The 25282-nt window shown below is 70.7% G+C and carries 23 protein-coding genes; 21 read left to right on the top strand and 2 right to left on the bottom strand.

Features of this window, described 5'->3' with window-relative positions:
- Positions 1–24 precede the first annotated feature (24 nt).
- Positions 25–591: an elongation factor P gene (efp, locus tag OG737_RS03830; RefSeq protein ID WP_328924715.1), complete on the top strand. Its 567-nt coding sequence runs from the start codon at positions 25–27 to the stop codon at positions 589–591.
- Between the two features lie 3 nt (positions 592–594).
- On the top strand, positions 595–1023 hold the full coding sequence (nusB, locus tag OG737_RS03825; protein ID WP_328924714.1) for a transcription antitermination factor NusB: 429 nt from the start codon (positions 595–597) through the stop codon (positions 1021–1023).
- Positions 1024–1186: 163 nt separating this feature from the next.
- On the opposite strand, the gene bldD is transcribed toward nusB, so the two are convergent.
- Positions 1187–1687, bottom strand: coding sequence for a transcriptional regulator BldD (bldD, locus tag OG737_RS03820; protein ID WP_007263032.1), 501 nt, complete (start codon positions 1685–1687; stop codon positions 1187–1189).
- 287 nt (positions 1688–1974) lie between these two features.
- Between bldD and pyrR the strand changes: the two genes are divergently transcribed.
- From pyrR to OG737_RS03750, 14 genes are all read left to right on the top strand, one after another.
- A complete protein-coding gene (pyrR, locus tag OG737_RS03815; protein ID WP_328924713.1) occupies positions 1975–2550 on the top strand; it encodes a bifunctional pyr operon transcriptional regulator/uracil phosphoribosyltransferase PyrR in 576 nt (191 codons plus the stop codon).
- A 118-nt stretch (positions 2551–2668) separates the two neighbouring features.
- Entirely contained in the window at positions 2669–3655 is a 987-nt protein-coding gene (locus tag OG737_RS03810) for an aspartate carbamoyltransferase catalytic subunit (RefSeq protein WP_328924712.1), read from the top strand.
- Between the two features lie 2 nt (positions 3656–3657).
- Positions 3658–4944: a dihydroorotase gene (locus OG737_RS03805; RefSeq protein ID WP_328924711.1), complete on the top strand. Its 1287-nt coding sequence runs from the start codon at positions 3658–3660 to the stop codon at positions 4942–4944.
- Entirely contained in the window at positions 4941–5522 is a 582-nt protein-coding gene (locus OG737_RS03800; RefSeq protein ID WP_328924710.1) for a hypothetical protein, read from the top strand. The genes OG737_RS03805 and OG737_RS03800 overlap by 4 nt, the downstream gene beginning before the upstream one ends.
- Complete coding sequence (carA, locus tag OG737_RS03795; protein ID WP_405921191.1) at positions 5519–6661, top strand: glutamine-hydrolyzing carbamoyl-phosphate synthase small subunit; 1143 nt, start codon at positions 5519–5521, stop codon at positions 6659–6661. The genes OG737_RS03800 and carA overlap by 4 nt, the downstream gene beginning before the upstream one ends.
- On the top strand, positions 6654–9962 hold the full coding sequence (gene carB / locus OG737_RS03790; protein ID WP_328924708.1) for a carbamoyl-phosphate synthase large subunit: 3309 nt from the start codon (positions 6654–6656) through the stop codon (positions 9960–9962). The genes carA and carB overlap by 8 nt, the downstream gene beginning before the upstream one ends.
- A gap of 79 nt (positions 9963–10041) precedes the next feature.
- Positions 10042–11151: a quinone-dependent dihydroorotate dehydrogenase gene (locus tag OG737_RS03785; protein WP_405921190.1), complete on the top strand. Its 1110-nt coding sequence runs from the start codon at positions 10042–10044 to the stop codon at positions 11149–11151.
- Positions 11152–11153: 2 nt separating this feature from the next.
- Complete coding sequence (pyrF, locus tag OG737_RS03780) at positions 11154–11996, top strand: orotidine-5'-phosphate decarboxylase (RefSeq protein WP_328930201.1); 843 nt, start codon at positions 11154–11156, stop codon at positions 11994–11996.
- Between the two features lie 337 nt (positions 11997–12333).
- Positions 12334–12657: an integration host factor gene (locus OG737_RS03775; RefSeq protein ID WP_008740406.1), complete on the top strand. Its 324-nt coding sequence runs from the start codon at positions 12334–12336 to the stop codon at positions 12655–12657.
- 61 nt (positions 12658–12718) lie between these two features.
- Positions 12719–13282 (top strand): guanylate kinase, encoded by a 564-nt coding sequence (gene gmk, locus OG737_RS03770; protein ID WP_328924706.1) that lies wholly within the window; start codon positions 12719–12721, stop codon positions 13280–13282.
- 63 nt (positions 13283–13345) lie between these two features.
- Positions 13346–13618, top strand: coding sequence for a DNA-directed RNA polymerase subunit omega (gene rpoZ / locus OG737_RS03765; RefSeq protein ID WP_004948662.1), 273 nt, complete (start codon positions 13346–13348; stop codon positions 13616–13618).
- A 111-nt stretch (positions 13619–13729) separates the two neighbouring features.
- Positions 13730–14944, top strand: a complete 1215-nt coding sequence (gene coaBC, locus OG737_RS03760) for a bifunctional phosphopantothenoylcysteine decarboxylase/phosphopantothenate--cysteine ligase CoaBC (protein ID WP_405680257.1) — start codon at positions 13730–13732, stop codon at positions 14942–14944.
- A gap of 195 nt (positions 14945–15139) precedes the next feature.
- Positions 15140–16348 (top strand): methionine adenosyltransferase, encoded by a 1209-nt coding sequence (metK, locus tag OG737_RS03755; RefSeq protein WP_328924704.1) that lies wholly within the window; start codon positions 15140–15142, stop codon positions 16346–16348.
- 109 nt (positions 16349–16457) lie between these two features.
- Complete coding sequence (locus OG737_RS03750; RefSeq protein ID WP_328924703.1) at positions 16458–18557, top strand: primosomal protein N'; 2100 nt, start codon at positions 16458–16460, stop codon at positions 18555–18557.
- Between the two features lie 179 nt (positions 18558–18736).
- Here the strand turns inward: OG737_RS03750 and OG737_RS03745 are convergent, their stop codons facing one another.
- On the bottom strand, positions 18737–19258 hold the full coding sequence (locus OG737_RS03745; RefSeq protein WP_328924702.1) for a hypothetical protein: 522 nt from the start codon (positions 19256–19258) through the stop codon (positions 18737–18739).
- A gap of 251 nt (positions 19259–19509) precedes the next feature.
- On the opposite strand from OG737_RS03745, the gene fmt reads away from it, so the two are divergent.
- The 5 genes from fmt (at position 19510) to OG737_RS03720 (ending at position 25270) form a co-directional block, all read left to right on the top strand.
- The gene (gene fmt / locus OG737_RS03740; protein ID WP_328924701.1) at positions 19510–20454 is read left to right on the top strand and encodes a methionyl-tRNA formyltransferase; all 945 of its coding nucleotides are present in this window, start codon (positions 19510–19512) and stop codon (positions 20452–20454) included.
- Between the two features lie 109 nt (positions 20455–20563).
- The gene (locus OG737_RS03735; RefSeq protein ID WP_405921189.1) at positions 20564–22042 is read left to right on the top strand and encodes an RsmB/NOP family class I SAM-dependent RNA methyltransferase; all 1479 of its coding nucleotides are present in this window, start codon (positions 20564–20566) and stop codon (positions 22040–22042) included.
- A gap of 165 nt (positions 22043–22207) precedes the next feature.
- A complete protein-coding gene (locus OG737_RS03730; RefSeq protein ID WP_405921188.1) occupies positions 22208–22387 on the top strand; it encodes a hypothetical protein in 180 nt (59 codons plus the stop codon).
- Between the two features lie 58 nt (positions 22388–22445).
- On the top strand, positions 22446–22829 hold the full coding sequence (locus OG737_RS03725) for a DUF6507 family protein (RefSeq protein ID WP_328924698.1): 384 nt from the start codon (positions 22446–22448) through the stop codon (positions 22827–22829).
- Positions 22826–25270: a hypothetical protein gene (locus OG737_RS03720; RefSeq protein ID WP_328924697.1), complete on the top strand. Its 2445-nt coding sequence runs from the start codon at positions 22826–22828 to the stop codon at positions 25268–25270. Before OG737_RS03725 ends, OG737_RS03720 begins: the two co-directional genes overlap by 4 nt.
- Positions 25271–25282: the final 12 nt, after the last annotated feature.

Here is a 25282-nt window from a genome sequence, read left to right as displayed (position 1 = left end):
TCCAGTGCAGGAGATTCCGCAACCGTGGCTTCCACGAACGACCTCAAGAACGGCATGGTGCTCAAGCTCGACGGTGGCCAGCTCTGGTCCGTCGTCGAGTTCCAGCACGTCAAGCCCGGCAAGGGCCCGGCCTTCGTGCGCACCAAGCTCAAGCACGTGCTCTCCGGCAAGGTCGTGGACAAGACCTTCAACGCCGGCACGAAGGTCGAGACGGCCACGATCGACCGGCGCGACATGCAGTTCTCGTACATGGACGGCGAGTACTTCGTCTTCATGGACATGACCACCTACGACCAGCTGATGGTCGACAAGAAGGCTGTCGGCGACGCCGCCAACTTCCTGATCGAGGGCTTCACCGCCTCCGTGGCGCAGCACGACGGCGAAGTCCTCTACGTCGAGCTCCCGGCCGCGGTCGAGCTCAAGATCGAGCACACCGACCCGGGCGTCCAGGGCGACCGCTCCACCGGTGGCACCAAGCCCGCCACGCTGGAGACCGGCCACGAGATCCAGGTCCCGCTCTTCGTCAACACCGGCGAGACGGTCAAGGTCGACACCCGCACCAGCGACTACCTCGGCCGGAAGAGCAACTAACCCGTGGCTGCTCGGAGCAATGCGCGCAAGCGCGCCTTCCAGATCCTCTTCGAGGCCGACCAGCGCGGCGTGCCCGTGCGCGAGGTCCTCGCGGACTGGATCCGCCACGCGCGGTCGGACGACCGGCAGCCGCCGGTCAGCGCCTTCACGATGGATCTCGTCGAGGGTTACGCCGACAAGGTGAACCGCATCGACGACCTGATCGTCACCTACGCCGTGGACTGGGACCTCGACCGGATGCCGGTCGTGGACCGGAACATCCTGCGGCTCGGTGCCTACGAGCTGATCTGGGTGGACGACACCCCTGACGCCGTCGCCATCGACGAGGCCGTCCAGCTGGCGAAGGAGTTCTCGACGGACGAGTCCCCCTCGTTCGTCAACGGGCTGCTGGCCCGCTTCAAGGAACTGAAGCCGAACCTCCGCCGCGACTGACGTCCGGGGGTTCGACTGAGCGGAGGGGCCGCAGCGCATGCGCTGCGGCCCCTCCGCTCGTGTCCGGCCACTGCGGCCGGACACAAAAACGGCGGATGCCGGGAGACCTCTCGGGTCTCCCGGCACCCACCGGTAACGTTTCTGCTGGTCCAGGGACCGGGGACTAGATGTCCTCGTGCGCCACGGCGCGACGGGCATCCGCGTCCAGCACGCCCCAGCTGATCAGCTGCTCGGTCAGGACGGAAGGGGACTGGTCGTAGATGACGGCCAGGGTGCGCAGGTCGTCCTGGCGGATCGACAGCACCTTGCCGTTGTAGTCGCCACGCTGGCTCTGGATCGTCGCCGCGTAGCGCTGGAGCGGGCCGGCCTTCTCGGCGGGCACGCCGGCCAGGCGCTCCAGGTCGAGGCGCAGCTTCGGCGGCGGCTCGGCGGCTCCGCCGGGAGTCGTCCCCGGCAGCAGTTCCTGCACCGGAACCCCGTAGAAGTCCGCCAGCTCGGCGAGGCGCTGGACGGTCACGGCGCGGTCCCCGCGCTCGTACGAACCGACCACTACGGCCTTCCACCGGCCCTGGGACTTCTCCTCGACACCATGGAGGGAAAGGCCCTGCTGGGTGCGGATGGCGCGGAGCTTGGCCCCGAGCTGTTTGGCGTATTCGCTGGACATAACGCTCCCGGACGCTGTGACGCTGTGACGACATGGACGCTGTGACGACATGGACCACGTGCGGCTCCGCCGCGGCTGGTAACTCACTGTGAGGTTACGCAGCGTTACTTGGATGCGTCAAGCCGAATGGTGATCACAGCCGTCTCCAGGGCTGCCCCAGCAGCCCCGTGAGAGGCCCCGCGCATCAGCCCGGTGACGGGTCACCGCCCGCCTCCTGGTACCGTGGGAGGCGTACATCAGACGTCCTTTAAGGTCCGTCCCGTGAGGCGGAGAAGGAGGTCCTTTTCATGGACACCCAGCAGATGAGCGATTCCACGCGCCCCGTGCTCGAAGCGCAGGACATCGCGCGGGTCCTCACCCGCATCGCCCACGAGATCGTCGAACGCGCCAAGGGCGCCGACGACGTGGTGCTCCTCGGCATCCCCACCCGCGGTGTGTACCTCGCCCGCCGGCTGGCCGCCAAGCTCGAAGAGATCACCGGCACGAAGATCCCGGTCGGCTCCCTCGACATCACCATGTACCGCGACGACCTGCGCATGAAGCCGGCCCGCGCGATCGGCCGTACCGAGATCCCCGGCGACGACATCGACGGCCGTCTCGTCGTCCTCGTCGACGACGTGCTCTTCTCCGGCCGCACCATCCGCGCCGCCCTCGACGCGCTCGGCGACCTCGGCCGCCCCCGCGCCGTACAGCTCGCCGTCCTCGTCGACCGCGGCCACCGCGAACTGCCGATCCGCGCCGACTACGTCGGCAAGAACCTCCCCACGTCGCTGCGGGAGACCGTCAAGGTCCAGCTCCAGGAGGAGGACGGCCGTGACGCCGTGCTGCTCGGCCAGCGGACCGCCCAGGCAGCCGGGCAGTAGTCCGTACGACTGACCGGGCCCCGAGGGGTCCGCGCCGCAGCCTGCCCTGCCCCGCCCCGCACCCCCCGCCAGTCAGCACGCCTGCCTGCCTGCCCTTCCGACCTACGGAGCCATCCAGATGAAGCGCCACCTCATCTCGGCCGCCGATCTCACGCGCGACGACGCCGTCCTGATCCTCGACACCGCCGAGGAGATGGCCCGCGTCGCGGACCGGCCGATAAAGAAGCTGCCCACCCTGCGCGGCCTCACCGTCGTCAACCTCTTCTTCGAGGACTCGACCCGCACCCGGATCTCCTTCGAGGCGGCCGCCAAGCGGCTCTCCGCCGACGTCATCAACTTCTCCGCCAAGGGCTCCTCGGTTTCCAAGGGCGAATCCCTGAAGGACACCGCGCTGACCCTGGAGGCCATGGGCGCCGACGCGGTCGTCATCCGCCACCACGCCTCCGGCGCCCCCTACCGGCTCGCGACCTCCGGCTGGATCGACTCCGCCGTGGTCAACGCCGGAGACGGCACCCACGAGCACCCCACCCAGGCCCTGCTGGACGCCTTCACCATGCGCCGCCGCCTCGTCGGCCGCGACGCCGGTCTCGGCAAGGACCTGAACGGCCGCCGGATCACCATCGTCGGCGACGTCCTGCACAGCCGCGTCGCCCGCTCCAACGTCCAGCTGCTCCACACCCTCGGCGCCGAGGTCACCGTAGTGGCCCCGCCCACGCTGGTCCCGATCGGCGTCGAGAGCTGGCCGTGCGAGGTCTCGTACAACCTCGACGAGGTGCTGCCGAAGTCCGATGCGGTGATGATGCTGCGTGTGCAGCGCGAACGCATGAACGCCGCCTTCTTCCCGACCGAGCGTGAGTACTCCCGCCGGTACGGGCTCGACGGCGACCGCATGGCGAAGATGCCCGAGCACGCCATCGTGATGCACCCCGGCCCGATGAACCGCGGCATGGAGATCACCGCCGAGGTCGCCGACTCCGACCGCTGCACGGCCGTCGAGCAGGTCGCCAACGGCGTGTCCACCCGGATGGCCGTCCTGTACCTGCTGCTGGGCGGATCCGAGCCCGCCGTCACCACCACCGCCGCCCGCACCGAGGAGAACAAGTAATCATGAGCAAGATCCTTATTCGTGGGGCGAAGGTACTCGGCGGCGAGGCGCAGGACGTCCTGATCGACGGCGAGACCATCGCCGAGGTGGGTACCGGTCTCGAAGCCGCGGACGCCCAGGTGATCGATGCCGCGGGCCAGGTCCTCCTGCCCGGCCTCGTCGACCTGCACACCCACCTGCGCGAGCCCGGCCGCGAGGACTCCGAGACCGTCCTCACCGGCACCCGCGCCGCCGCCTCCGGCGGCTACACCGCCGTCTTCGCCATGGCGAACACCTTCCCGGTCGCCGACACCGCCGGCGTCGTCGAGCAGGTCTGGCGCCTGGGCAAGGAGTCCGGCTACTGCGACGTGCAGCCCATCGGCGCCGTCACCGTCGGCCTGGAGGGCAAGCAGCTCTCCGAGCTGGGCGCCATGCACGACTCCGCCGCCCGCGTCACCGTCTTCTCCGACGACGGCAAGTGCGTCGACGACGCCGTGATCATGCGCCGCGCCCTGGAGTACGTGAAGGCCTTCGGCGGCGTCGTCGCCCAGCACGCCCAGGAGCCCCGCCTCACCGAGGGCGCCCAGATGAACGAGGGCGTCGTCTCCGCCGAGCTGGGTCTGGGCGGCTGGCCGGCGGTCGCTGAGGAGTCGATCATCGCCCGCGACGTCCTCCTCGCCGAGCACGTCGGCTCCCGCGTGCACATCTGCCACCTCTCCACGGCCGGCTCCGTCGAGATCGTCCGCTGGGCCAAGGCCCGCGGCATCGACGTCACCGCAGAGGTCACCCCGCACCACCTGCTCCTCACCGAGGAGCTCGTCCGCTCGTACAACGCGGTCTACAAGGTGAACCCGCCGCTGCGCACCGAGCGCGACGTCATGGCCCTGCGCGAGGCGCTCGCCGACGGCACGATCGACATCGTCGCCACCGACCACGCCCCGCACCCGCACGAGGACAAGGACTGCGAGTGGGCCGCCGCCGCCATGGGCATGGTGGGTCTGGAGACCGCACTCTCCGTCGTCCAGCAGACGATGGTGGAGACCGGGCTGCTCGACTGGGCGGGCGTCGCGGAGCGGATGTCCTTCGCCCCCGCGCGGATCGGCAGCCTGGAGAACCACGGCCGCCCCGTCTCGGCAGGTGAACCCGCGAACCTGACCTTGGTCGATACCTCGTACCGTGGTGTCGTGGACCCCGCACACTTCGCCTCCCGCAGCCGCAACACGCCTTACGAGGGCCGTGAGCTGCCGGGTCGCGTCACTCACACCTTCCTGCGGGGCCGGGCAACGGTCGTGGACGGGACGCTGGCGTGACACCTGCAGTAATCCAACTGGCCGCCGAGGCCGCCGAACGTCAGTCGGCGGAGGTGACCAGCTTCGGCGCACGCATGGCGTGGGTCGTCGGCCTGGTCGTCTTCATCGCGTTCGTGTACTGGCTGATGCGGCAAGGCTGGAAATGGCGCGGCGCTCTGCAGAACGATCTGCCGGAGCTGCCCGCCGCGCCCGACGGTCTCCCCGAGCACCGGCTGGCCCTGACCGGCCGGTACCACGGGTCCACCACCGCCGGGCAGTGGCTCGACCGGATCGTCGCCCACGGTCTGGGCGTCCGCAGCCGGGTCGAGCTCACGCTCACCGACGCGGGCCTCGACGTGGTCCGTCCGGGTGCCACCGATTTCTTCGTACCGGCCGCGCAGCTGCGCGGCGCCCGCCTCGACAAGGGAATCGCGGGCAAGGTACTCACCGAGGGCGGTCTGCTCGTCGTCACATGGGCGCACGGCGACAAGCTGATCGACTCCGGATTCCGCTCCGACCGCGCGGCCGAACACGCCGCCTGGGTCGAAGCCGTCAATCTCATGAACCAATCCATCACGACGGAAGGCGCCGAACGATGACGACCTCCACCAGGGGAGCAGCCAAAACTCCCGCCGTACTCGTCCTGGAGGACGGTCGGATCTTCCGCGGCCGCGCCTACGGCGCCCACGGGGAGACCTTCGGTGAGGCCGTGTTCTCCACCGGCATGACCGGCTACCAGGAGACCCTCACCGACCCCTCGTACCACCGCCAGGTCGTCGTGATGACCGCCCCGCACGTGGGCAACACCGGCGTCAACGGCGAGGACCCCGAGTCCTCCCGCATCTGGGTGTCCGGTTACGTCGTACGCGACCCCGCCCGCGTCCCGTCCAACTGGCGCTCCCGGCGCTCGCTGGACGAGGAGCTGGTCGCGCAGGGCGTCGTCGGGATCTCCGGCGTCGACACCCGCGCCCTGACCCGCCACCTGCGCGAGCGCGGCGCCATGCGCGTCGGCATCTTCTCCGGCAACGCGATCGCCGACGACGGCATGCTGCTCGCCAAGGTGCGCCAGGCGCCCGAGATGACCGGCGCCAACCTGTCCGCGGAGGTCGCCACCAAGGAGGCGTACGTCGTCCCCGCGATCGGTGAGAAGAAGTTCACCGTGGCCGCCGTGGACCTCGGCATCAAGGGCATGACCCCGCACCGGATGGCCGAGCGCGGCATCGAGGTGCACGTGCTGCCCGCCACCGCCACCGTCGAGGACGTCTACGCGGTGCAGCCGGACGGCGTCTTCTTCTCGAACGGCCCGGGTGACCCGGCCACCGCCGACGGCCCCGTCGCCGTCATGCAGGCCGTACTGGAGCGCAAGACCCCGCTCTTCGGCATCTGCTTCGGCAACCAGATCCTCGGCCGTGCGCTCGGCTTCGGCACCTACAAGCTGAAGTACGGCCACCGCGGCATCAACCAGCCGGTCCAGGACCGCACCACCGGCAAGGTCGAGGTCACCGCGCACAACCACGGCTTCGCCGTCGACGCGCCCCTCGACAAGGTCTCCGAGACCCCCTACGGCCGCGCAGAGGTCTCCCACGTCTGCCTGAACGACCAGGTCGTCGAAGGCCTCCAGCTGCTCGACCAGCCGGCCTTCTCCGTCCAGTACCACCCCGAGGCGGCCGCGGGCCCGCACGACGCCGCGTACCTCTTCGACCGCTTCGTATCCCTGATGGAGGCCGAGCGTGCCTAAGCGCACCGATATCCAGTCCGTCCTGGTCATCGGCTCCGGCCCGATCGTCATCGGCCAGGCCGCCGAGTTCGACTACTCCGGCACCCAGGCCTGCCGCGTCCTCAAGGCCGAGGGCCTGCGGGTCATCCTGGTGAACTCCAACCCCGCGACGATCATGACCGACCCGGAGATCGCCGACGCCACGTACGTCGAGCCGATCACCCCCGAGTTCGTCGAGAAGATCATCGCGAAGGAGCGCCCCGACGCGCTGCTCCCGACCCTCGGCGGCCAGACCGCGCTGAACACCGCCATCTCCATGCACGAGCAGGGTGTGCTGGAGAAGTACGGTGTCGAGCTCATCGGCGCCAACGTCGAGGCCATCAACAAGGGCGAGGACCGCGACCTCTTCAAGGGCGTCGTCGAGGCCGTCAAGGCCAAGATCGGCTACGGCGAGTCCGCCCGCTCGGTCATCTGCCACACCATGGACGACGTCATCGCGGGCGTCGAGACGCTCGGCGGCTACCCCGTCGTCGTCCGCCCCTCCTTCACCATGGGCGGCGCCGGCTCCGGCTTCGCCCACGACGAGGAGGAGCTGCGCCGCATCGCCGGCCAGGGCCTGATGCTCTCTCCGACCACCGAGGTGCTCCTGGAGGAGTCCATCCTCGGCTGGAAGGAGTACGAGCTGGAGCTGATGCGCGACACCAAGGACAACGTCGTCGTCGTCTGTTCCATCGAGAATTTCGACCCGATGGGCGTCCACACCGGTGACTCGATCACCGTCGCCCCGGCGATGACGCTCACCGACCGCGAGTACCAGCGGCTGCGCGACATCGGCATCGCGATCATCCGCGAGGTCGGGGTCGACACCGGCGGCTGCAACATCCAGTTCGCGATCGACCCGGTCGACGGCCGCGTCATCGTCATCGAGATGAACCCGCGCGTCTCGCGCTCCTCGGCGCTCGCGTCGAAGGCCACCGGCTTCCCGATCGCCAAGATCGCCGCCAAGCTGGCCATCGGCTACACGCTCGACGAGGTCCCCAACGACATCACCGAGAAGACCCCGGCCTCCTTCGAGCCGACCCTCGACTACGTCGTCGTCAAGGCCCCGCGCTTCGCCTTCGAGAAGTTCCCGCTCGCCGACTCCACCCTCACCACCACCATGAAGTCGGTGGGCGAGGCCATGGCCATCGGCCGCAACTTCACCGAGGCCCTCCAGAAGGCCCTGCGCTCGCTGGAGAAGAAGGGCTCGCAGTTCACCTTCGTCGGCGAGCCCGGTGACAAGGCCGAGCTGCTGGCCACCGCGGTCCGCCCGACCGACGGCCGCATCAACACCGTCATGCAGGCCATCCGCGCCGGCGCCACCCAGGAAGAGGTCTTCGAGTCCACGAAGATCGACCCCTGGTTCGTCGACCAGCTCTTCCTCATCAAGGAGATCGCGGACGACCTGGCCGCCGCCGACAAGCTCCACCCCGAGCTCCTCGCGGAGGCCAAGCGCCACGGCTTCTCCGACGCCCAGATCGCCGAGATCCGCGGCCTGCGCGAGGACGTCGTCCGCGAGGTCCGGCACGCGCTGGGTGTCCGCCCGGTCTACAAGACGGTCGACACCTGCGCCGCCGAGTTCGCCGCGAAGACCCCGTACTTCTACTCCTCGTACGACGAGGAGAGCGAGGTCGCCCCGCGTGAGAAGCCCGCGGTCATCATCCTGGGCTCCGGCCCGAACCGCATCGGCCAGGGCATCGAGTTCGACTACTCCTGCGTCCACGCCTCCTTCGCCCTCAGCGACGCCGGCTACGAGACCGTGATGGTCAACTGCAACCCGGAGACCGTCTCCACCGACTACGACACCTCCGACCGCCTGTACTTCGAGCCGCTGACGCTCGAAGACGTGCTGGAGATCGTCCACGCCGAGTCGCTGGCCGGCCCCATCGCGGGCGTCATCGTCCAGCTCGGCGGCCAGACCCCCCTCGGTCTCGCCCAGGCGCTCAAGGACAACGGCGTACCCGTCGTAGGCACCTCGCCCGAGGCCATCCACGCCGCCGAGGACCGCGGCGCCTTCGGCCAGGTCCTCGCCGACGCGGGCCTGCCCGCCCCCAAGCACGGCACCGCCACCACCTTCACGGGTGCGAAGGCCATCGCCGACGAGATCGGCTACCCGGTCCTCGTCCGCCCGTCCTACGTGCTCGGCGGCCGCGGCATGGAGATCGTCTACGACGAGGCCCGGCTGGAGGCGTACATCGCCGAGTCCACCGAGATCTCCCCGACCCGCCCCGTGCTGGTCGACCGGTTCCTCGACGACGCGATCGAGATCGACGTCGACGCCCTCTACGACGGCACCGAGCTCTACCTCGGCGGCGTCATGGAGCACATCGAGGAAGCCGGCATCCACTCCGGCGACTCGGCCTGCGCCCTGCCCCCGATCACCCTCGGCGGCTTCGACATCAAGCGCCTGCGCGCCTCCACCGAGGCCATCGCCAAGGGCGTCGGCGTCCGCGGCCTGATCAACATCCAGTTCGCGATGGCGGGTGACATCCTCTACGTCCTGGAGGCCAACCCGCGCGCCTCCCGGACCGTCCCCTTCACCTCGAAGGCGACCGCCGTCCCGCTCGCCAAGGCCGCCGCCCGCATCTCGCTCGGCACCACCATCGCCGAGCTCCGCGCCGAAGGCCTGCTCCCGAAGACCGGCGACGGCGGCACCCTGCCGATCGACGCGCCGATCTCCGTCAAGGAGGCCGTCATGCCGTGGTCGCGCTTCCGCGACATCCACGGCCGCGGCGTGGACACCGTCCTCGGCCCGGAGATGCGTTCCACCGGCGAGGTCATGGGCATCGACGCCGTCTTCGGCACCGCCTACGCCAAGTCCCAGGCCGGCGCCTACGGCCCGCTGCCCACCAAGGGCCGCGCCTTCATCTCCGTCGCCAACCGCGACAAGCGCTCGATGATCTTCCCGGCGCGCGAGCTCGTCGCCCACGGCTTCGAGCTGATGGCCACCTCCGGCACCGCCGAGGTGCTGCGCCGCAACGGCATCAACGCCACCGTGGTGCGCAAGCTCAGCGAGGGCGAGGGCCCGAACGGCGAGAAGACCATCGTCCAGCTGATCCACGACGGCCAGGTCGACCTGATCGTCAACACCCCGTACGGCACCGGCGGCCGCCTCGACGGCTACGAGATCCGCACGGCGGCCGTGGCGCGCAGCGTCCCGTGCCTGACCACGGTCCAGGCGCTCGCCGCGGCCGTCCAGGGCATCGAGGCGCTCGGCCACGGCGACGTGGGCGTCCGCTCCCTCCAGGAGCACGCGGAGCACCTGACCGCGGCCCGCGACTAGCAGCCCGTACGAGGAAGGGGGACACCGGTTTCACAACGGGTGTCCCCCTTCCCATGACCGGACGGAGGAACCTCCCCCGATGTACAAGCTCTTCTTCAACCTGGTCTTCAAGCGGATGGACCCGGAACAGGCCCACTACATGGCCTTCCGCTGGATCCGCCTCGCCGCCCGCACCCCGGGCTTGCGCACCTTCGCCGCCGCCTGGCTCGCCCCGCGCCACGCCTCCCTGCGCACCGAGGCGCTCGGCCTGCGCATGCACGGCCCCTTCGGCCTCGCGGCCGGCTTCGACAAGAACGCCGTCGCCATCGACGGCATGTCGATGCTCGGCTTCGACCACGTCGAGATCGGCACGGTCACCGCCCAGGCGCAGCCCGGCAACCCGAAGAAGCGGCTGTTCCGGCTGGTGCCGGACCGCGCGCTGATCAACCGCATGGGCTTCAACAACGAGGGCTCGGAGTCCGTCGCCGCGCGGCTGGCGGCCCGCAACCCGGTCTTCAAGACGGTCGTCGGCGTCAACATCGGCAAGACCAAGGTCGTGCCCGAGGAGGAGGCGGTGGGCGACTACGTGGCCTCGACCGAGCGCCTCGCCCGCCACGCCGACTACCTCGTCGTCAACGTCTCCTCGCCGAACACGCCGGGCCTGCGCAACCTCCAGGCGACGGAGTCGCTGCGCCCGCTGCTGTCGGCTGTACGGGAGGCCGCCGACCGGGTGGTCACCGACCGCCGGGTCCCGCTGCTGGTCAAGATCGCCCCGGACCTGGCCGACGAGGACGTCGACGCGGTCGCGGACCTGGCCCTGGAACTGGGCCTGGACGGCATCATCGCGACCAACACGACCATCGCGCGCGACGGCCTCGGCCTGAAGTCCGCACCGTCCCTGGTGAAGGAGACCGGCGGACTGTCGGGCGCGCCGGTCAAGGAGCGCTCCCTGGAGGTCCTGCGGCGCCTGTACGCCCGTGTGGGGGACCGGCTGGTCCTCGTCGGCGTCGGGGGCATCGAGAACGCCGAGGACGCCTGGCAGCGGATCCTGGCCGGTGCCACGCTGATCCAGGGCTACAGCGCCTTCATCTACGAGGGTCCCTTCTACGCCCGCGCCATCCACAAGGGCCTGGCCGCGCGCCTGGCCAACAGCCCGTACGCGACGCTGGCCGAAGCGGTGGGCGCCGAGAACCGAAAGGCCGCGCAGTGACCGTGACCCCCGTGACCCCGTTCGGTACCCGCCTCCGCGCGGCGATGGACTCCCGCGGCCCGCTGTGCGTGGGCATCGACCCGCACGCGGCCCTGCTGGCCTCCTGGGGCCTGAACGACGACATCGCGGGCCTGGAGCGGTTCTCGCGCACCGTGGTGGAGGCGCTGGCCGACCAGGTGGCGGTCTTCAAGCCGCAGGCGGCCTTCTTCGAGCGGTTCGGCTCGCGCGGCATCGCGGTGCTGGAGCGGAGCGTGGCCGACGCACGGGCGGCGGGCACCCTCGTCGTGATGGACGCGAAGCGGGGCGACATCGGCTCGACGATGGCGGCGTACGCGGAGACCTTCCTCTCGCCGTCCTCGCCGCTCTTCTCGGACGCCCTCACCGTCTCCCCGTACCTCGGCTACGGGTCCCTGCGCCCGGCGGTGGACCTGGCACGCGAGTCCGGGGCCGGTCTCTTCGTCCTCGCGCTGACCTCGAACCCGGAGGGCGCGGAGGTCCAGCGGGCGCTGCGCGAGGACGGCCGGACGATCGGCGCGACGATGCTGGCGCACCTCGCGGCGGAGAACGAGGGCGCGGCACCGATGGGCTCCTTCGGAGCCGTGGTCGGCGCCACGCTGGGCGATCTGTCCTCCTTCGACCTGGACATCAACGGCCCGCTGCTGGCCCCCGGCATCGGCGCGCAGGGCGCGACGGCCGCGGACCTGCCGGCGGTGTTCGGGAAGGCCGTGCGCAACGTCGTGCCGAACGTGTCGCGGGGCGTGCTGAAGAACGGTCCGGACGTGGCGGCCCTGAGGGCCTCGGCGCGGCAGTTCGCGGACGAGATCCGCGAGGCCGTCTCCGCCTGATCCCGCCGCCCGGTCCGTCCGTGTGCGGGCCTCCCGCACACGGATTCGGTCCGCTCACGGGTGTCGCCGGACGGCGAGATCGCACGGCCTGACGAAATTCGAACGTCTTTCACCGGACAAAACAGGGGCATTTTGTCCGTGATGTACGGTTCGGCGGAGGCTGACCAGGACTTTTCGTCCGTTCTCGCTGACTGGAGCGGTCTTGGCCGCTAGTCTCCGAGCAGAGTGAACGTGCAGCGAACGAGTTTTATCGCTGTTCGGGAGCTCGCCTGGTGGGGTGCCTGCGGGTTCTCCACCGGTCCGTATCCGACAGTTCGACATCCGAGGTGACGTAGGCGTGGCTCTTCCGCCCCTTACCCCTGAACAGCGCGCAGCCGCGCTCGAAAAGGCCGCCGCGGCTCGCCGGGAGCGGGCCGAGGTGAAGAATCGACTCAAGCACTCCGGCGCCTCGCTCCAAGAGGTCATCAAGACGGGCCAGGAGAACGACGTCATCGGCAAGATGAAGGTCTCCGCCCTGCTGGAGTCCCTGCCTGGCGTGGGCAAGGTGCGCGCCAAGCAGATCATGGAGCGCCTCGGCATCTCCGAGTCCCGGCGTGTCCGAGGTCTCGGTTCCAACCAGATCGCTTCTCTGGAGCGTGAGTTCGGCACTCCTGCCGGCTGACGCGTCGCCCGGAGTTCTTCCGGCGTTCTCATGCAGTCCCGGGAACCTGGATAATCGCTCTATGGCAGCAGAGGTTCGTCCGCGGCTGACCGTGCTCTCCGGCCCCTCAGGGGTCGGCAAGAGCACGGTCGTCGCGCATATGCGCAAGGTCCACCCGGAGGTATGGCTCTCGGTGTCGGCCACCACCCGCAAGCCGCGGCCCGGTGAGCGACACGGAGTCCACTACTTCTTCGTCAACGACGACGAGTTCGACAAGCTGATCGCCAATGGCGAGCTGCTGGAGTGGGCCGAGTTCGCGGGCAACCGCTACGGCACACCGCGCAGCGCGGTACTGGAACGCCTGGAGAACGGCGAACCGGTCCTGCTGGAGATCGACCTCCAGGGCGCCCGGCTCGTCCGCGAGTCGATGCCCGAAGCGCAGCTGGTCTTCCTGGCCCCGCCGAGCTGGGACGAGCTGGTCCGCCGGCTCACCGGCCGGGGCACCGAGTCGGCCGAGGTCATCGAGCGACGGCTCGCGTCGGCCAAGATCGAACTGGCTGCCGAGTCCGAGTTCGACACCACCCTTGTCAATACCTCCGTCGAGGACGTGGCCCGTGAGCTGCTAGCCTTGATGGAAGTTGTCTGATCGTTGATCGATGTTCATGTCGGTCAATGCTTGATCTTTCACCCATTCTTCGGAAGGTAGAGCGTGTCCTCTTCCATCACTGCGCCCGAGGGCATCATCAACCCGCCGATCGACGAGCTGCTCGAGGCCACTGACTCGAAGTACAGCCTCGTGATCTACGCGGCCAAGCGCGCGCGTCAGATCAACGCGTACTACTCGCAGCTCGGTGAGGGCCTGCTCGAGTACGTCGGCCCGCTGGTGGACACCCACGTCCACGAGAAGCCGCTTTCGATCGCGCTGCGCGAGATCAACGCGGGTCTGCTGACCTCCGAGGCCATCGAGGCCCCGGCTCAGTAAGGCACCGAGAAATCTCTTCACCACAGGCCCGGCAGAGCATCTGCCGGGCCTGTGGTGTGTCATAGGCCCCATAGGTGTCACAGTGAGATGGATCCTGAAGGGGAGTGTCCGGTGGGTAAGCCGAAGGTCGTGCTGGGGGTCAGCGGCGGGATCGCCGCCTACAAGGCGTGCGAACTGCTGCGCCTGCTGACCGAGTCCGGGCACGAGGTGCGGGTGGTGCCCACGGCGGCCTCCCTGAACTTCGTCGGCGAGGCCACCTGGGCCGCCCTGTCCGGGAATCCCGCCTCCACCGAGGTGTGGGAGACCGTCCACGAGGTGCCGCACGTACGGATCGGGCAGTCCGCCGACCTCGTCGTGGTCGCCCCGGCCACCGCCGACATGCTGGCCAAGGCCGCCCACGGACTGGCCGACGACCTGCTCACGAACACGCTGCTCACCGCCCGTTGTCCGGTGGTCTTCGCCCCCGCCATGCACACGGAGATGTGGGAGCACCCCGCCACCCAGGAGAACGTGGCCACGCTGCGGCGGCGCGGAGCGGTCGTCATCGAACCGGCCGTGGGCCGGCTCACCGGCAAGGACACCGGCAAGGGCCGGCTGCCCGACCCGGAGGAGATCTACGAGGTGTGCCGCAGGGTCCTGGCGCGCGGCGTGTCCGAGCCGGACCTCGCCGGCCGGCACGTGGTGATCAGCGCGGGCGGCACGCGTGAACCGCTGGACCCGGTCCGCTTCCTCGGCAACCGCTCCTCCGGCAAGCAGGGGTACGCGCTCGCCCGTACCGCCGTCGCGCGCGGCGCCCGGGTCACCCTGGTGGCGGCCAACACCGCGCTGGCCGACCCGGCCGGGGCGGACGTCGTACGCGTGGGGACGGCCGTACAGCTGCGGGAGGCGGTCCTCAAGGCGGCGGCGGACGCCGACGCCGTGGTGATGGCCGCGGCCGTGGCCGACTTCCGGCCCGCCGAGTACGCGAGCGGGAAGATCAAGAAGAAGGACGGGCAGGAGCCGGCGCCGGTCGCGCTCGTGCGCAATCCAGACGTCCTCGCCGAGGTCTCGGCCGACCGGGCCCGGGACGGCCAGGTCGTCGTGGGGTTCGCCGCGGAGACCGATGACGTCCTCGCCAACGGGCGCGCCAAGCTCCGGCGCAAGGGATGTGATCTTCTCGTCGTCAATGAGGTCGGTGAGGCCAAGACCTTCGGTTCGGAGGAGAATGAGGCTGTGATCCTGGCCTCGGATGGGTCGGAGACTCAGGTCCCCTATGGTCCGAAGGAGAGTCTCGCGGAATTGGTGTGGGACCAGGTGGCGGCCCGCCTTCCGGCGCGACGCGCCTGAGGTGGATCTCTTTGCCTGGCCACATCCGTACGCCAGAATGGAGTGCCGCAGGTCACACGGCTCCCATAAGGCGAGACGGGTGGTCCGTTCATCGGTAGTGACCGATAAACTGCATTCGGAACGTGATCGGGCGCAGCCCCCGATATGGTTCCGCCAAATGATCAGCCAGCAGCCGCTGCAACCCCAGGGAGCGTTGTGTCCCGTCGTCTGTTCACCTCGGAGTCTGTGACCGAGGGCCACCCCGACAAGATCGCTGACCAGATCAGCGACACGATCCTCGACGCGCTCCTCACCGAGGACCCGACCTCGCGCGTGGCCGTGGAGACCCTCATCACCACGGGTCTCGTGCACATCGCGGGAGAGGTGACGACGAAGGCGTACGCGCCGATCGCGCAGCTCGTCCGCGACAAGATCCTCGAGATCGGCTACGACTCCTCCAAGAAGGGCTTCGACGGCGCCTCCTGCGGCGTGTCGGTGTCCATCGGCGCGCAGTCCCCGGACATCGCGCAGGGTGTCGACACGGCGTACGAGAAGCGGGTCGAGGGCGACGAGGACGAGCTCGACAAGCAGGGCGCCGGCGACCAGGGCCTGATGTTCGGCTACGCCTGCGACGAGACGCCCGAGCTGATGCCGCTGCCGATCCACCTCGCGCACCGGCTTTCCAAGCGGCTCTCCGAGGTCCGCAAGAACGGGACCATCCCGTACCTGCGCCCCGACGGCAAGACGCAGGTCACCATCGAGTACGACGGTGACAAGGCCGTGCGCCTGGACACGGTCGTCGTGTCCTCGCAGCACGCCTCGGACATCGACCTGGACTCGCTGCTCGCTCCCGACATCCGCGAGTTCGTCGTCGAGCACGTCCTGAACCAGCTCATCGAGGACGGCATCAAGCTCGACACCGAGGGCTACCGGCTGCTGGTCAACCCGACCGGCCGCTTCGAGATCGGCGGCCCGATGGGCGACGCCGGCCTGACCGGCCGCAAGATCATCATCGACACGTACGGCGGCATGGCCCGCCACGGCGGCGGCGCCTTCTCGGGCAAGGACCCGTCCAAGGTCGACCGCTCCGCCGCGTACGCGATGCGCTGGGTCGCGAAGAACGTCGTCGCCGCCGGGCTCGCCTCGCGCTGCGAGGTCCAGGTCGCGTACGCGATCGGCAAGGCCGAGCCCGTCGGCCTGTTCGTCGAGACCTTCGGCACCGCCAAGGTGGAGGTCCAGAAGATCGAGGACGCGATCGGCGAGGTCTTCGACCTGCGCCCGGCCGCGATCATCCGCGACCTGGACCTGCTGCGCCCGATCTACGCCCAGACCGCCGCCTACGGCCACTTCGGCCGCGAGCTGCCGGACTTCACCTGGGAGCGCACCGACCGCGTGGACGCGCTGCGCGCGGCCGCCGGTCTGTAGGACCACTCGCCGAACGGCCCCGGACCACCTGGTCCGGGGCCGTTCGCATGCCCGGGGGACGCAGCCGCCGCCCCGGCCGTTGTCGGTCGCGTTTGGTAAGAATGCTGGTGTGAGCAGCGCGAACGATTCCCCGCCGGAGCAGCTGGCGCTGATCCGGGAGATGGTCGCCGAGGCGAAGGCCAAGGCGCCCAAGGCGAAGCCCCGTACCTGGCGCGGGGCCGCCCTCGCCGAGGAGCTGCCCGTTGCCCGCATCCTCGTGAACAAGGGTGTGCTCCACCTCGACCAGCTCTGGGACTACGCCGTCCCCGCCGAACTCTCCGAGGCCGCGCAGCCGGGCGTCCGCGTCCGGGTCCGCTTCGGCGCCGGCTCCCACCAGGTGCACGGAGGCCGCCGCGAGGGCGGCGGCCTCATCGACGGCTTCATCGTCGAGCGCCGCGCCGAGTCCGACTACAACGGGGCGCTGGCCGCGCTCGCCCACGTCGTCTCGCCCGAGGTGGTGCTCGGACCGCGCATGCTGGCGCTCGCCCGGGCCGTCGCCGACCGGTACGCGGGCAGCCTGGCCGACGTGCTCCAGCTCGCCCTGCCCCCTCGCAACGCCCGTGCCGAAGCCAAGCCCTCGCCCGAGCCGCTGCCCCCGCCCGCCGCGCCCGACCCCGGCGGCTGGCAGCGGTACGGCTCCGGCCCGGCCTTCATACGCGCCCTCGCCACCGGTGGCACTCCGCGCGCCGTCTGGACCGCCCTGCCCGGCCCCGGCTGGGCCGACGAGCTCGCCCGTGCCATGGCCGCCACCCTCGCCTCCGGCCGAGGGGCCCTCGCCGTGGTGCCCGACGGGCGGACCGCCGCCCGCGTGGACACGGCGCTCACCGCGCTGCTCGGCGAGGGGCGGCACGCGCTGCTGACCGCCGAGTCCGGGCCCGAGAAGCGCTACCGGCAGTGGCTCGCCGTGAGCCGGGGCTCGGTGCGGGCCGTCGTCGGCACCCGGGCGGCGATGTTCGCGCCCGTACGGGACCTCGGGCTGGTCGCCGTCTGGGACGACGGGGACTCCAGCCACAGCGACGACCGCGCGCCCTTCCCGCACGTCCGGGAGGTGCTGGAACTGCGCGCCGTCAGCGACGGCTGCGCCTTCCTGGCCGGGAGCACGAGCTGCACCGTGGAGGCCGCCCAGCTGGTCGAGTCCGGCTGGGCGCGGCCGCTGGTCGCCGACCGCGAGACGGTGCGGGCCTGCGCGCCCCGGATCCGCACCGTGGGAGACGAACTGCTGGCCCGCGACGAGGCGGCCCGGGCGGCGCGGCTGCCGAGCCTGGCGTGGGAGACCGTACGGGAAGGGCTGCGGACCGGGCCCGTGCTCGTCCAGGTGCCACGGCGGGGCTACGTGCCCCGGCTGGCGTGCGAGCGCTGCCGTACGCCGGCCCGCTGCACGGTCTGTGCCGGGCCGCTGGAGGCCCCCGACGAGCGGGACCTGCAGTGCGGGTGGTGCGGGCGGGCGGAACCGTCCTGGCACTGCGAGGAGTGCGGGTCGTTCCGGCTGCGGGCCCAGGTGGTCGGCGCGCGGCGGACCGCCGAGGAGCTGGGGCGGGCGTTTCCGGCCGTGCCCGTACGGACGTCCGGGCGCGACCACGTCCTGGACGAGGTGCCGGACCGGCCGGCGCTGATCGTGTGCACCCCGGGGGCGGAACCGGTCGCGGCGGGGGAGGGGTACGCGGCGGCGCTGCTGCTGGACGGCTGGGCGATGCTGACCCGGCCCGACCTGCGGGCGGGCGAGGACGCGCTGCGGCGGTGGATCGCGGCCGCGTCGCTGGTCCGGGGCGCCGGCCAGGTCGTCGTGGTCGCCGAGCCGACGCTGCGGCCGGTACAGGCACTGGTGCGCTGGGACCCGGTGGGCCATGCCGTCCGCGAACTCGCGGAACGGGCCCAGCTCGGTTTCCCGCCGGTGTCGCGGATGGCGGCGGTGGCGGGTCGGGGCGAGGCGGTCGAGACCTTCCTGGCCGGCGCCGGGCTGCCGCCCGACGCGGAGATCCTCGGCCCGGTGCCGCTCCCGGGGCGGCGCGGTGAGCCCTCGCCGGGAGAGCGGGCGCTGGTCCGGGTCCCGCCGGGCAGCGGCGCGGCCCTGGCGGCCGCCCTGAAATCGGCGCAGGCAGCCCGTATGGCGCGGGGCGTCCCGGCATCGGAGTCGGTCCGGGTCCGCATCGACCCGCTGGACATCGGCTGACGGACCGGCTGCCGCTGCCCGGGTTCCACCCCGGCCGCATGCCGCCGGGGTGGAACCGGGACGGCGGACGACCCCGGCGGGGGGGCCCGTGGGGCGCTCCGCCGGGGTCGGGGCCCGGCTGGTGCCGTCGGGGGTCGGCGTCCCGGCGGCGGGCGGCTGTCAGCCGTTGAGGGCGGCGGTCACCCGTTGCGGGGGCCGGGGAAGGCCGGCGAGCGGGGGGTGCTCACGGCGGGCTGGGAGTCCTCGCGCTGCGGCTGCGGCGGGACCGATCGGGCCGCCGGGATCGTGGGGAGCGGACCCAGGGGCCGGGTGGTCGTTCCCTCGGCCGCAGGCTCCGCGGATTCCGCGGCCTGCGCGCGCCGGGCGCCGTAGCGCCGGTGCACGGCCTGCTTGGTGACACCCAGCGCCGAGCCGACCGCGTCCCACGAGAAGCCGAGCGAACGGTCGAAGTCCACGGCGGCGGTGACCAGCGTCTCGACGCTGTCCCGCAGCTCCTGGGCGAGGCGGACGGTGGGCGCGGGCGCCCGGCCGTACACGACGAAGCCCGTGGACGGGCCGGAGCGGCGCGGGCGGTACACATTGCCGAGCTGGGCGGTGAGCGTACGCAGGGCATCCACCTGCCGGCGAACCCGCTCGATGTCCCGCACCAGAAGGTGCAGGCTGGCCCGGGCTTGGGCGTCGTGGGTGGCGTGGTCGGCCATGAAGAAGCCTCTCGAACCGGTGCTGAAGGGCGGATCGGGCCGCGGAAACCGTTCGCGAAGCGGCCCGTTTTGGTCAATCTCTCTTGACCAACGCGCCACCCGGCGCCCAGGTCACGCTCAGGGGGCGTGTCGGCATATGCGAAGGGCGCGTGTGTGTGCGTACGCCCCCTGACGGGCACAGGACATCCCCAGGCGGTACGCCCCATAGACTGGTGCGCTGCTGACAGCCGAGATAGCGAGGTAGGACCCCAGTGAAGCTCGTCTTCGCAGGCACCCCCGAGGTCGCCGTGCCCGCCCTGGACGCACTCATCGCCTCCGGGCGGCACGAGGTCGCGGCCGTCGTCACCCGGCCCGACGCACCCGCCGGCCGCGGCCGTCGACTCGTCGCCAGCCCCGTCGCCCAGCGCGCCGAGGAGGCCGGGATCGAGGTCCTCAAGCCGGCCCGGCCGCGCGACCCCGACTTCCAGGCCCGGCTGCGCGAGATCGGTCCGGACTGCTGCCCGGTCGTCGCGTACGGGGCGCTGCTGCCCAAGAGTGCCCTGGACATCCCCAAGCACGGGTGGGTCAACCTGCACTTCTCGCTGCTGCCCGCCTGGCGCGGCGCCGCGCCCGTACAGCACTCGATCATGGCGGGGGACCAGCTCACCGGCGCCTCCACCTTCCTGATCGAGGAAGGCCTCGACTCCGGCCCCGTCTACGGCATCCTGACCGAGGAGATCCGGCCGACCGACACCAGCGGCGACCTGCTCACCCGGCTCGCCTTCGCCGGCTCCGGACTGCTGGCCGCGACCATGGACGGCATCGAGGACGGCACCCTGCGCGCCGTCCCGCAGCCCGCCGACGGGATCTCGCTCGCGCCCAAGATCACCGTGGAGGACGCCCGGATCGACTGGGCGGCCCCGGCGATGCGCGCCGACCGCGTCGTGCGCGGCTGCACCCCGGCACCGGGTGCCTGGACCGTCTTCCGCGGGGAGCGGCTCAAGCTGATCTCGGTCGGCCTGGTGCCCGACCGTACGGACCTGGAGCCCGGCGTGCTGGCTCCGGCCAAGAACAACATCTACGTCGGCACCGGCTCGCACGCCGTGGAGCTGCTGTGGGTGCAGCCGCAGGGCAAGAAGCCGATGCGGGGCGCAGACTGGGCGCGCGGGGTGCGGATCGCGCCCGGCGAGCGGCTCGGCGGCGCCGACGTAGGCTGAACCCAGCCGCTGCGTCACACCGGCGGCCTCGCTGCCCCTCTCTGTCCTGCCTGCACACTCGTAGCACTCGTAGCACTCGTAGCACTCGTATCTCCGGAGCACCTTTCACGTGAGCGAACAGCCTCGTCAGCCCAGTCGGCGTCCCGCGGGCGGCGGCAAGCCGTCCGGCAAGCAGGCCAAGCCGTACCGCCGGCCCCAGAAGGACCCCGTCCGGCTGCTGGCCTTCGAGGTGCTGCGGGCGGTGGACGAGCGCGACGCGTACGCCAACCTCGTGCTGCCGCCGCTGCTGCGCAAGGCCCGTCAGGACGAGAGCTTCCAGGCGCGCGACGCGGCACTGGCCACCGAGCTCGTCTACGGGACGCTGCGCCGGCAGGGCACCTACGACGCCGTGATCAAGGCGTGCATCGACCGGCCGCTGCGGGAGGTGGACCCGCCGCTGCTGGACGTGCTCTCGCTCGGCGCGCACCAGCTTCTGGGAACCCGGATCCCCACGCACGCGGCCGTCTCGGCGAGCGTGGAGCTGGCCCGGGTGGTGCTCGGGGACGGGCGCGCGAAGTTCGTGAACGCCGTACTGCGCAAGATCGCCGCGCACGACCTGGACGGCTGGCTGGAGCGGGTGGCGCCGCCGTACGAGGACGACGCCGAGGAACACCTCGCGGTGTACCACTCGCACCCGCGGTGGATCGTCAGCGCCCTGTGGGACTCGCTGGGCGGCGGGCGCGCCGGGATCGAGGACCTGCTGGAGGCGGACAACGAGCGGCCGGAGGTCACGCTGGTGGCCCGGCCGGGGCGGTCCACCCCGGAAGAGCTGCTCGAGGCGGTGGGCGAGGAGTCCGCGCTGCCGGGCCGCTGGTCCCCGTACGCCGTGCGGATGGCCGAGGGCGGCGAGCCGGGCGCGCTGGAGGCCGTGCGCGACGGCAGCGCGGGTGTCCAGGACGAGGGCAGCCAGCTGGTGGCGATGGCCCTGGCGGCCGTGCCGGTCGAGGGCCGGGACGAGCGCTGGCTCGACGGCTGCGCCGGCCCGGGCGGCAAGGCGGCGCTGCTGGCGGCGCTGGCGGCGCAGCGCGGGGCGTTCCTGCTGGCCTCCGAGAAGCAGCCGCACCGGGCCCGCCTGGTGGGGAAGGCCCTGTCCGGCAACCCCGGGCCGTACCAGGTCATCGCGGCGGACGGCACCCGGCCGGCGTGGCGGCCGGGCTCCTTCGACCGGGTGCTGATGGACGTGCCGTGCACGGGCCTGGGTGCCCTGCGCCGCCGCCCGGAGGCCCGCTGGCGCCGCCGCCCGGAGGATCTGGAGGGCTTCGCGCCGCTCCAGCGGGCGCTGCTGCGGGAGGCTCTGTCGGCGGTGCGGGTGGGCGGTGTCGTGGGCTACGCGACGTGCTCGCCGCACCTGGCGGAGACGCGTGTGGTCGTGGACGACGTCCTGAAGGGCCGGGGCGCGGGCCAGGCCCCGGTGTCCGCCGAACTGATCGACGCCCGGCCGTACATGGCGGGCGTACCGGGCCTGGGCGACGGCCCGGACGTACAGCTGTGGCCGCACCTGCACGGTACGGACGCGATGTACCTGGCGCTGCTGCGACGCACGGCGTAGGGGCCGCCGCTCCTGGCGGATCGAGGGCTTGCAGCTGCTGCTGTGAGCCCTCGATCCGTTTCCATGGGTCCCGTCGGCGAGGCCGATCCGCGCTGTGTCACAAGCGCGTGACAGTGATGGCTGATTCCGCGGGGAATGTCACTGCTCAGTAACAGGTATGCGGGTGTGACCCGTACTCACTTTGCAGACAGCAATGCCAAGTTGATAGACATGGCACACCAGTGCGGAATGGCGGCGGGCGAATTTCGGTGCATCGTGCTGCCGCGCTCGACGATGGAGACGAACGACGGCGCGGCGCATCGGCCGCAGGTCAGGGCCAAGGCCGCCGTCGACGCCATCGGCTGACGCATCGGCTGACGTCGGGGCACTGGGAAGAAACGTTTTACAGAACGGGGGGCAACACGTGTCCACATGGGACATCAAGCCGGATGGCGTTCGTGAAGTCCTGAGCAAGACCGCCGAGGCGGGCGGCAAGTTCGAGGAAGAGTTCGAGTCCTACGGCGACGGCTTGGTGGGCGCCGCGACGTCGGCGGGCACGATGGTTCTGGGCGGGACCGAGATCCCCAAGGGGGGCGCCTTCGGTCCTGTGGCTCAGGCGTTGCAGGAGTTCCAGCAGCGAACCGAGAACGACCTGAAGTTCCTTCCCGTGCGGACGGGGAAGTCCATCACCGGGGCGCGCCTGGCCACTGAGGAGTACGTCAAGGGCGACCTGCAGATGGCGAAGAACAAGCAGGACGAGTACTCCAAGGCTCCGACTCCGGAAGAGATGAAGGGCCCCAAGAAGTGATCGATCCGGGGAAGATACCTACCTTCACGGGCAACCTGGAGAATCTGGAGACGCATGCGGCTTCGCTGAAGAAGACCGCCTCCAGCATTCGCGGTACGGGCAAGGACGTTCACAGCGCCTTTCAGGCGTTGGATCCGGTCTATGACGCTCCTGAGCAGGAGGAGTTGCTCAACTCGACGATTCCGGTGCGGGACAAGGCGGACGAGTTCGCGAAGAAGCTGGAGTCCGCCAGCGGTGCGCTGACGACTTTCGCGTCGAGCGCCCGTCCGCTGGTGACCAAGATGAAGCAACTCCGCACGGATGCGGTGAAGTTCGTCGCGGACAACAAGGACGACGACGACTGGCAGCAGGACCAGGGCAAGGTCGACGAGAACGCGCGCCTCGTCCGTGAGGTCGGTACGACGTGGGTGGCGTTCCAGGGCGTCGAGCGTGATGCGGCCAACAAGATCACCGCGTTGGTGGGCGGTACGCACTTCGACGTCGACGACGGTTCGCACAAGGCCGGCATGTACGGCTTCAGGGACAGCGACGTCAAGGACGCCAAGGAGACGCCTTGGGGAACCGCGGACGAGCGTGAATACACGGGGCTCCGGGCTGCCTGGGAGTGGACGAAGGACAACGTCGGCGGCGCGCTGAAGGGCTTCTTCGTCGACGGTGTCGTGGGCACGCTCAAGGGCCTGGGCAGCATGGTCAACGTCTTCGACTGGGACAACTTCAAGAAGACGTGGTCGAGCATCGGTGATGTCTTCGGCGGCGTCAGCGGGTACATCATCACGCCGTACGACTGGGCGCTGGACAAGATGTTCGGCCCGGAAGACCACAGTGACCGTGAACGCCAGAAGGCGGCCCTGCGCAACTTCGGCAAGTCGCTGGTCGCGTGGGACGAGTGGGGCAAGGACCCCTCGCGTGCGTTCGGGACGGTGCTGTTCAACGTCGTGACCCTCGGCTCGGGCACGTTCCTCAAGCTCGGCAAGGCCGGCCAGGCCGGAAAGCTGGGCGCGGGCGCGGAGGCCCTGACCGTGATCGGCAAGGCGGGCGCGCTCGTCGATCCGATGAGCTACCTCGGCAAGGCTGCGGGCATCACCAAGATCAAGGTCGGCGACCTCATGGAGGGCTTCAAAGCCAGCCGGGCGGGCGTCGACGACATGGCCAGGAACATGCCCACGGGGACGTCGCCGCACCCGGCCGACGCGGCCCCGGCTCCCGGGCACACGGGGGACTCGCCCTCGACTCCCGCCGGCTCCGGCGAGAAGGCGCCCCCCGGCCACGAGTACGTCGACCATGCGGGCAACAAGCGCGTCATCGGCAATGACGGCCACATCAGGGACGAACACGGCAACGTCGTTGCCGACACCGAACCCGTCAGGGAGCCGCACAAGGACGACCTGCCCAACGTCAAGGAGCACGAGACCGTTCCCGTCAGGGAGAAGGTGCTCGAGGGCGCGGGCGGCCCCAGCCACGTGGAGAACGGGACCGGCCACCCGACCGGCTCGGCACACCCGGTCGGCGGATCCCACTCGACGGGTGGCACCACCCACACCCCGGGCGGCACGGCCAACCACTCCGTCGGTGGCACGGCCACCCACACCCCGGGCGGCACGGGCCACAACACGGCCCACAACAGTCACACCACGCCAGGCGGCGGTGGCTCCGGGACCCATGGCGGCACCGACCCGGGCGCGGCGGGCGGCGGCACCGCCACCCACGGCGACACCACCTCGACGGGCGGCGACGGCCACGGCTCGGGCGGTCCGCACCAGGGTGACGGGTCGGGCGCTGCGCACCAGGGTGACGGCGGCGGCCACGACGCCTCGGGCAACCCGGGTGAAGGCGGCCAGGGCGACGCACCCGACGCTTCGCCCGGTGGCGCCGGAGACCAGCCGATGGACCCCAAGGTGGTCGACGATCGCATCAAGGAGTTGGACGACCAGCAGGGCGGCCAGGGGCACGCACCGGGCCGCCACCTCCACCCTGATGACAAAGCCCTGACCGACCGGCTCGGCACGGTGGCCCGCGACAGCAACGGGGCGCCGAAGATGTACGGGCCGAACTCGAACTATCCGGGTCTGGTCAAGTCCGAAAACAACATCGACCCGTTGACCGGGACCACGGTGGACGGTGTGAGCGGCGGTGCCCACCGAGTCGGCGCGTTCGCGACGCGTTTCGACAACGCAGAAGACATGGTGCGCGCCGATGCCTACTTCCGCGACGAGATGGCGCGTACCGGAAGTGAGGCTATGGAGACGCCGATCGAGGACGTACTCGGGCCCGGAGCAGAGGAGAGGTTCACCGGCTACTATCGTGACCCGGCTAACCTGGGCGAATTCAAGCCGGTGGACTTCGAGGGCGGAACCATCCTGCCTGTTTATCGACTGATGCCTGACGGGCAATACCGTCTCCACACCATGTTCGCCAATCCGGCGCACGGCCGTCATCCGTAGAGAAAGATTTCA

Origin of the sequence: Streptomyces sp. NBC_00122, assembly GCF_045160845.1 — a bacterium.
Classification (GTDB): Bacteria; Actinomycetota; Actinomycetes; order Streptomycetales; family Streptomycetaceae; genus Streptomyces.
This window is presented reverse-complemented; position numbering and strand designations above follow the sequence as displayed.

Bases quoted from the DNA above. Each gene is read 5' to 3' on its own strand.
- pyrR (WP_328924713.1), top strand. From the start codon at position 1,975: ATGGACACCCAGCAGATGAGCGATTCCACGCGCCCCGTGCTCGAAGCG.
- carA (WP_405921191.1), top strand. From the start codon at position 5,519: ATGACGACCTCCACCAGGGGAGCAGCCAAAACTCCCGCCGTACTCGTC.
- bldD (WP_007263032.1), bottom strand. From the start codon at position 1,687: ATGTCCAGCGAATACGCCAAACAGCTCGGGGCCAAGCTCCGCGCCATC.
- gmk (WP_328924706.1), top strand. From the start codon at position 12,719: ATGGCAGCAGAGGTTCGTCCGCGGCTGACCGTGCTCTCCGGCCCCTCA.
- OG737_RS03745 (WP_328924702.1), bottom strand. From the start codon at position 19,258: ATGGCCGACCACGCCACCCACGACGCCCAAGCCCGGGCCAGCCTGCAC.
- OG737_RS03785 (WP_405921190.1), top strand. From the start codon at position 10,042: ATGTACAAGCTCTTCTTCAACCTGGTCTTCAAGCGGATGGACCCGGAA.
- OG737_RS03810 (WP_328924712.1), top strand. From the start codon at position 2,669: ATGAAGCGCCACCTCATCTCGGCCGCCGATCTCACGCGCGACGACGCC.
- OG737_RS03805 (WP_328924711.1), top strand. From the start codon at position 3,658: ATGAGCAAGATCCTTATTCGTGGGGCGAAGGTACTCGGCGGCGAGGCG.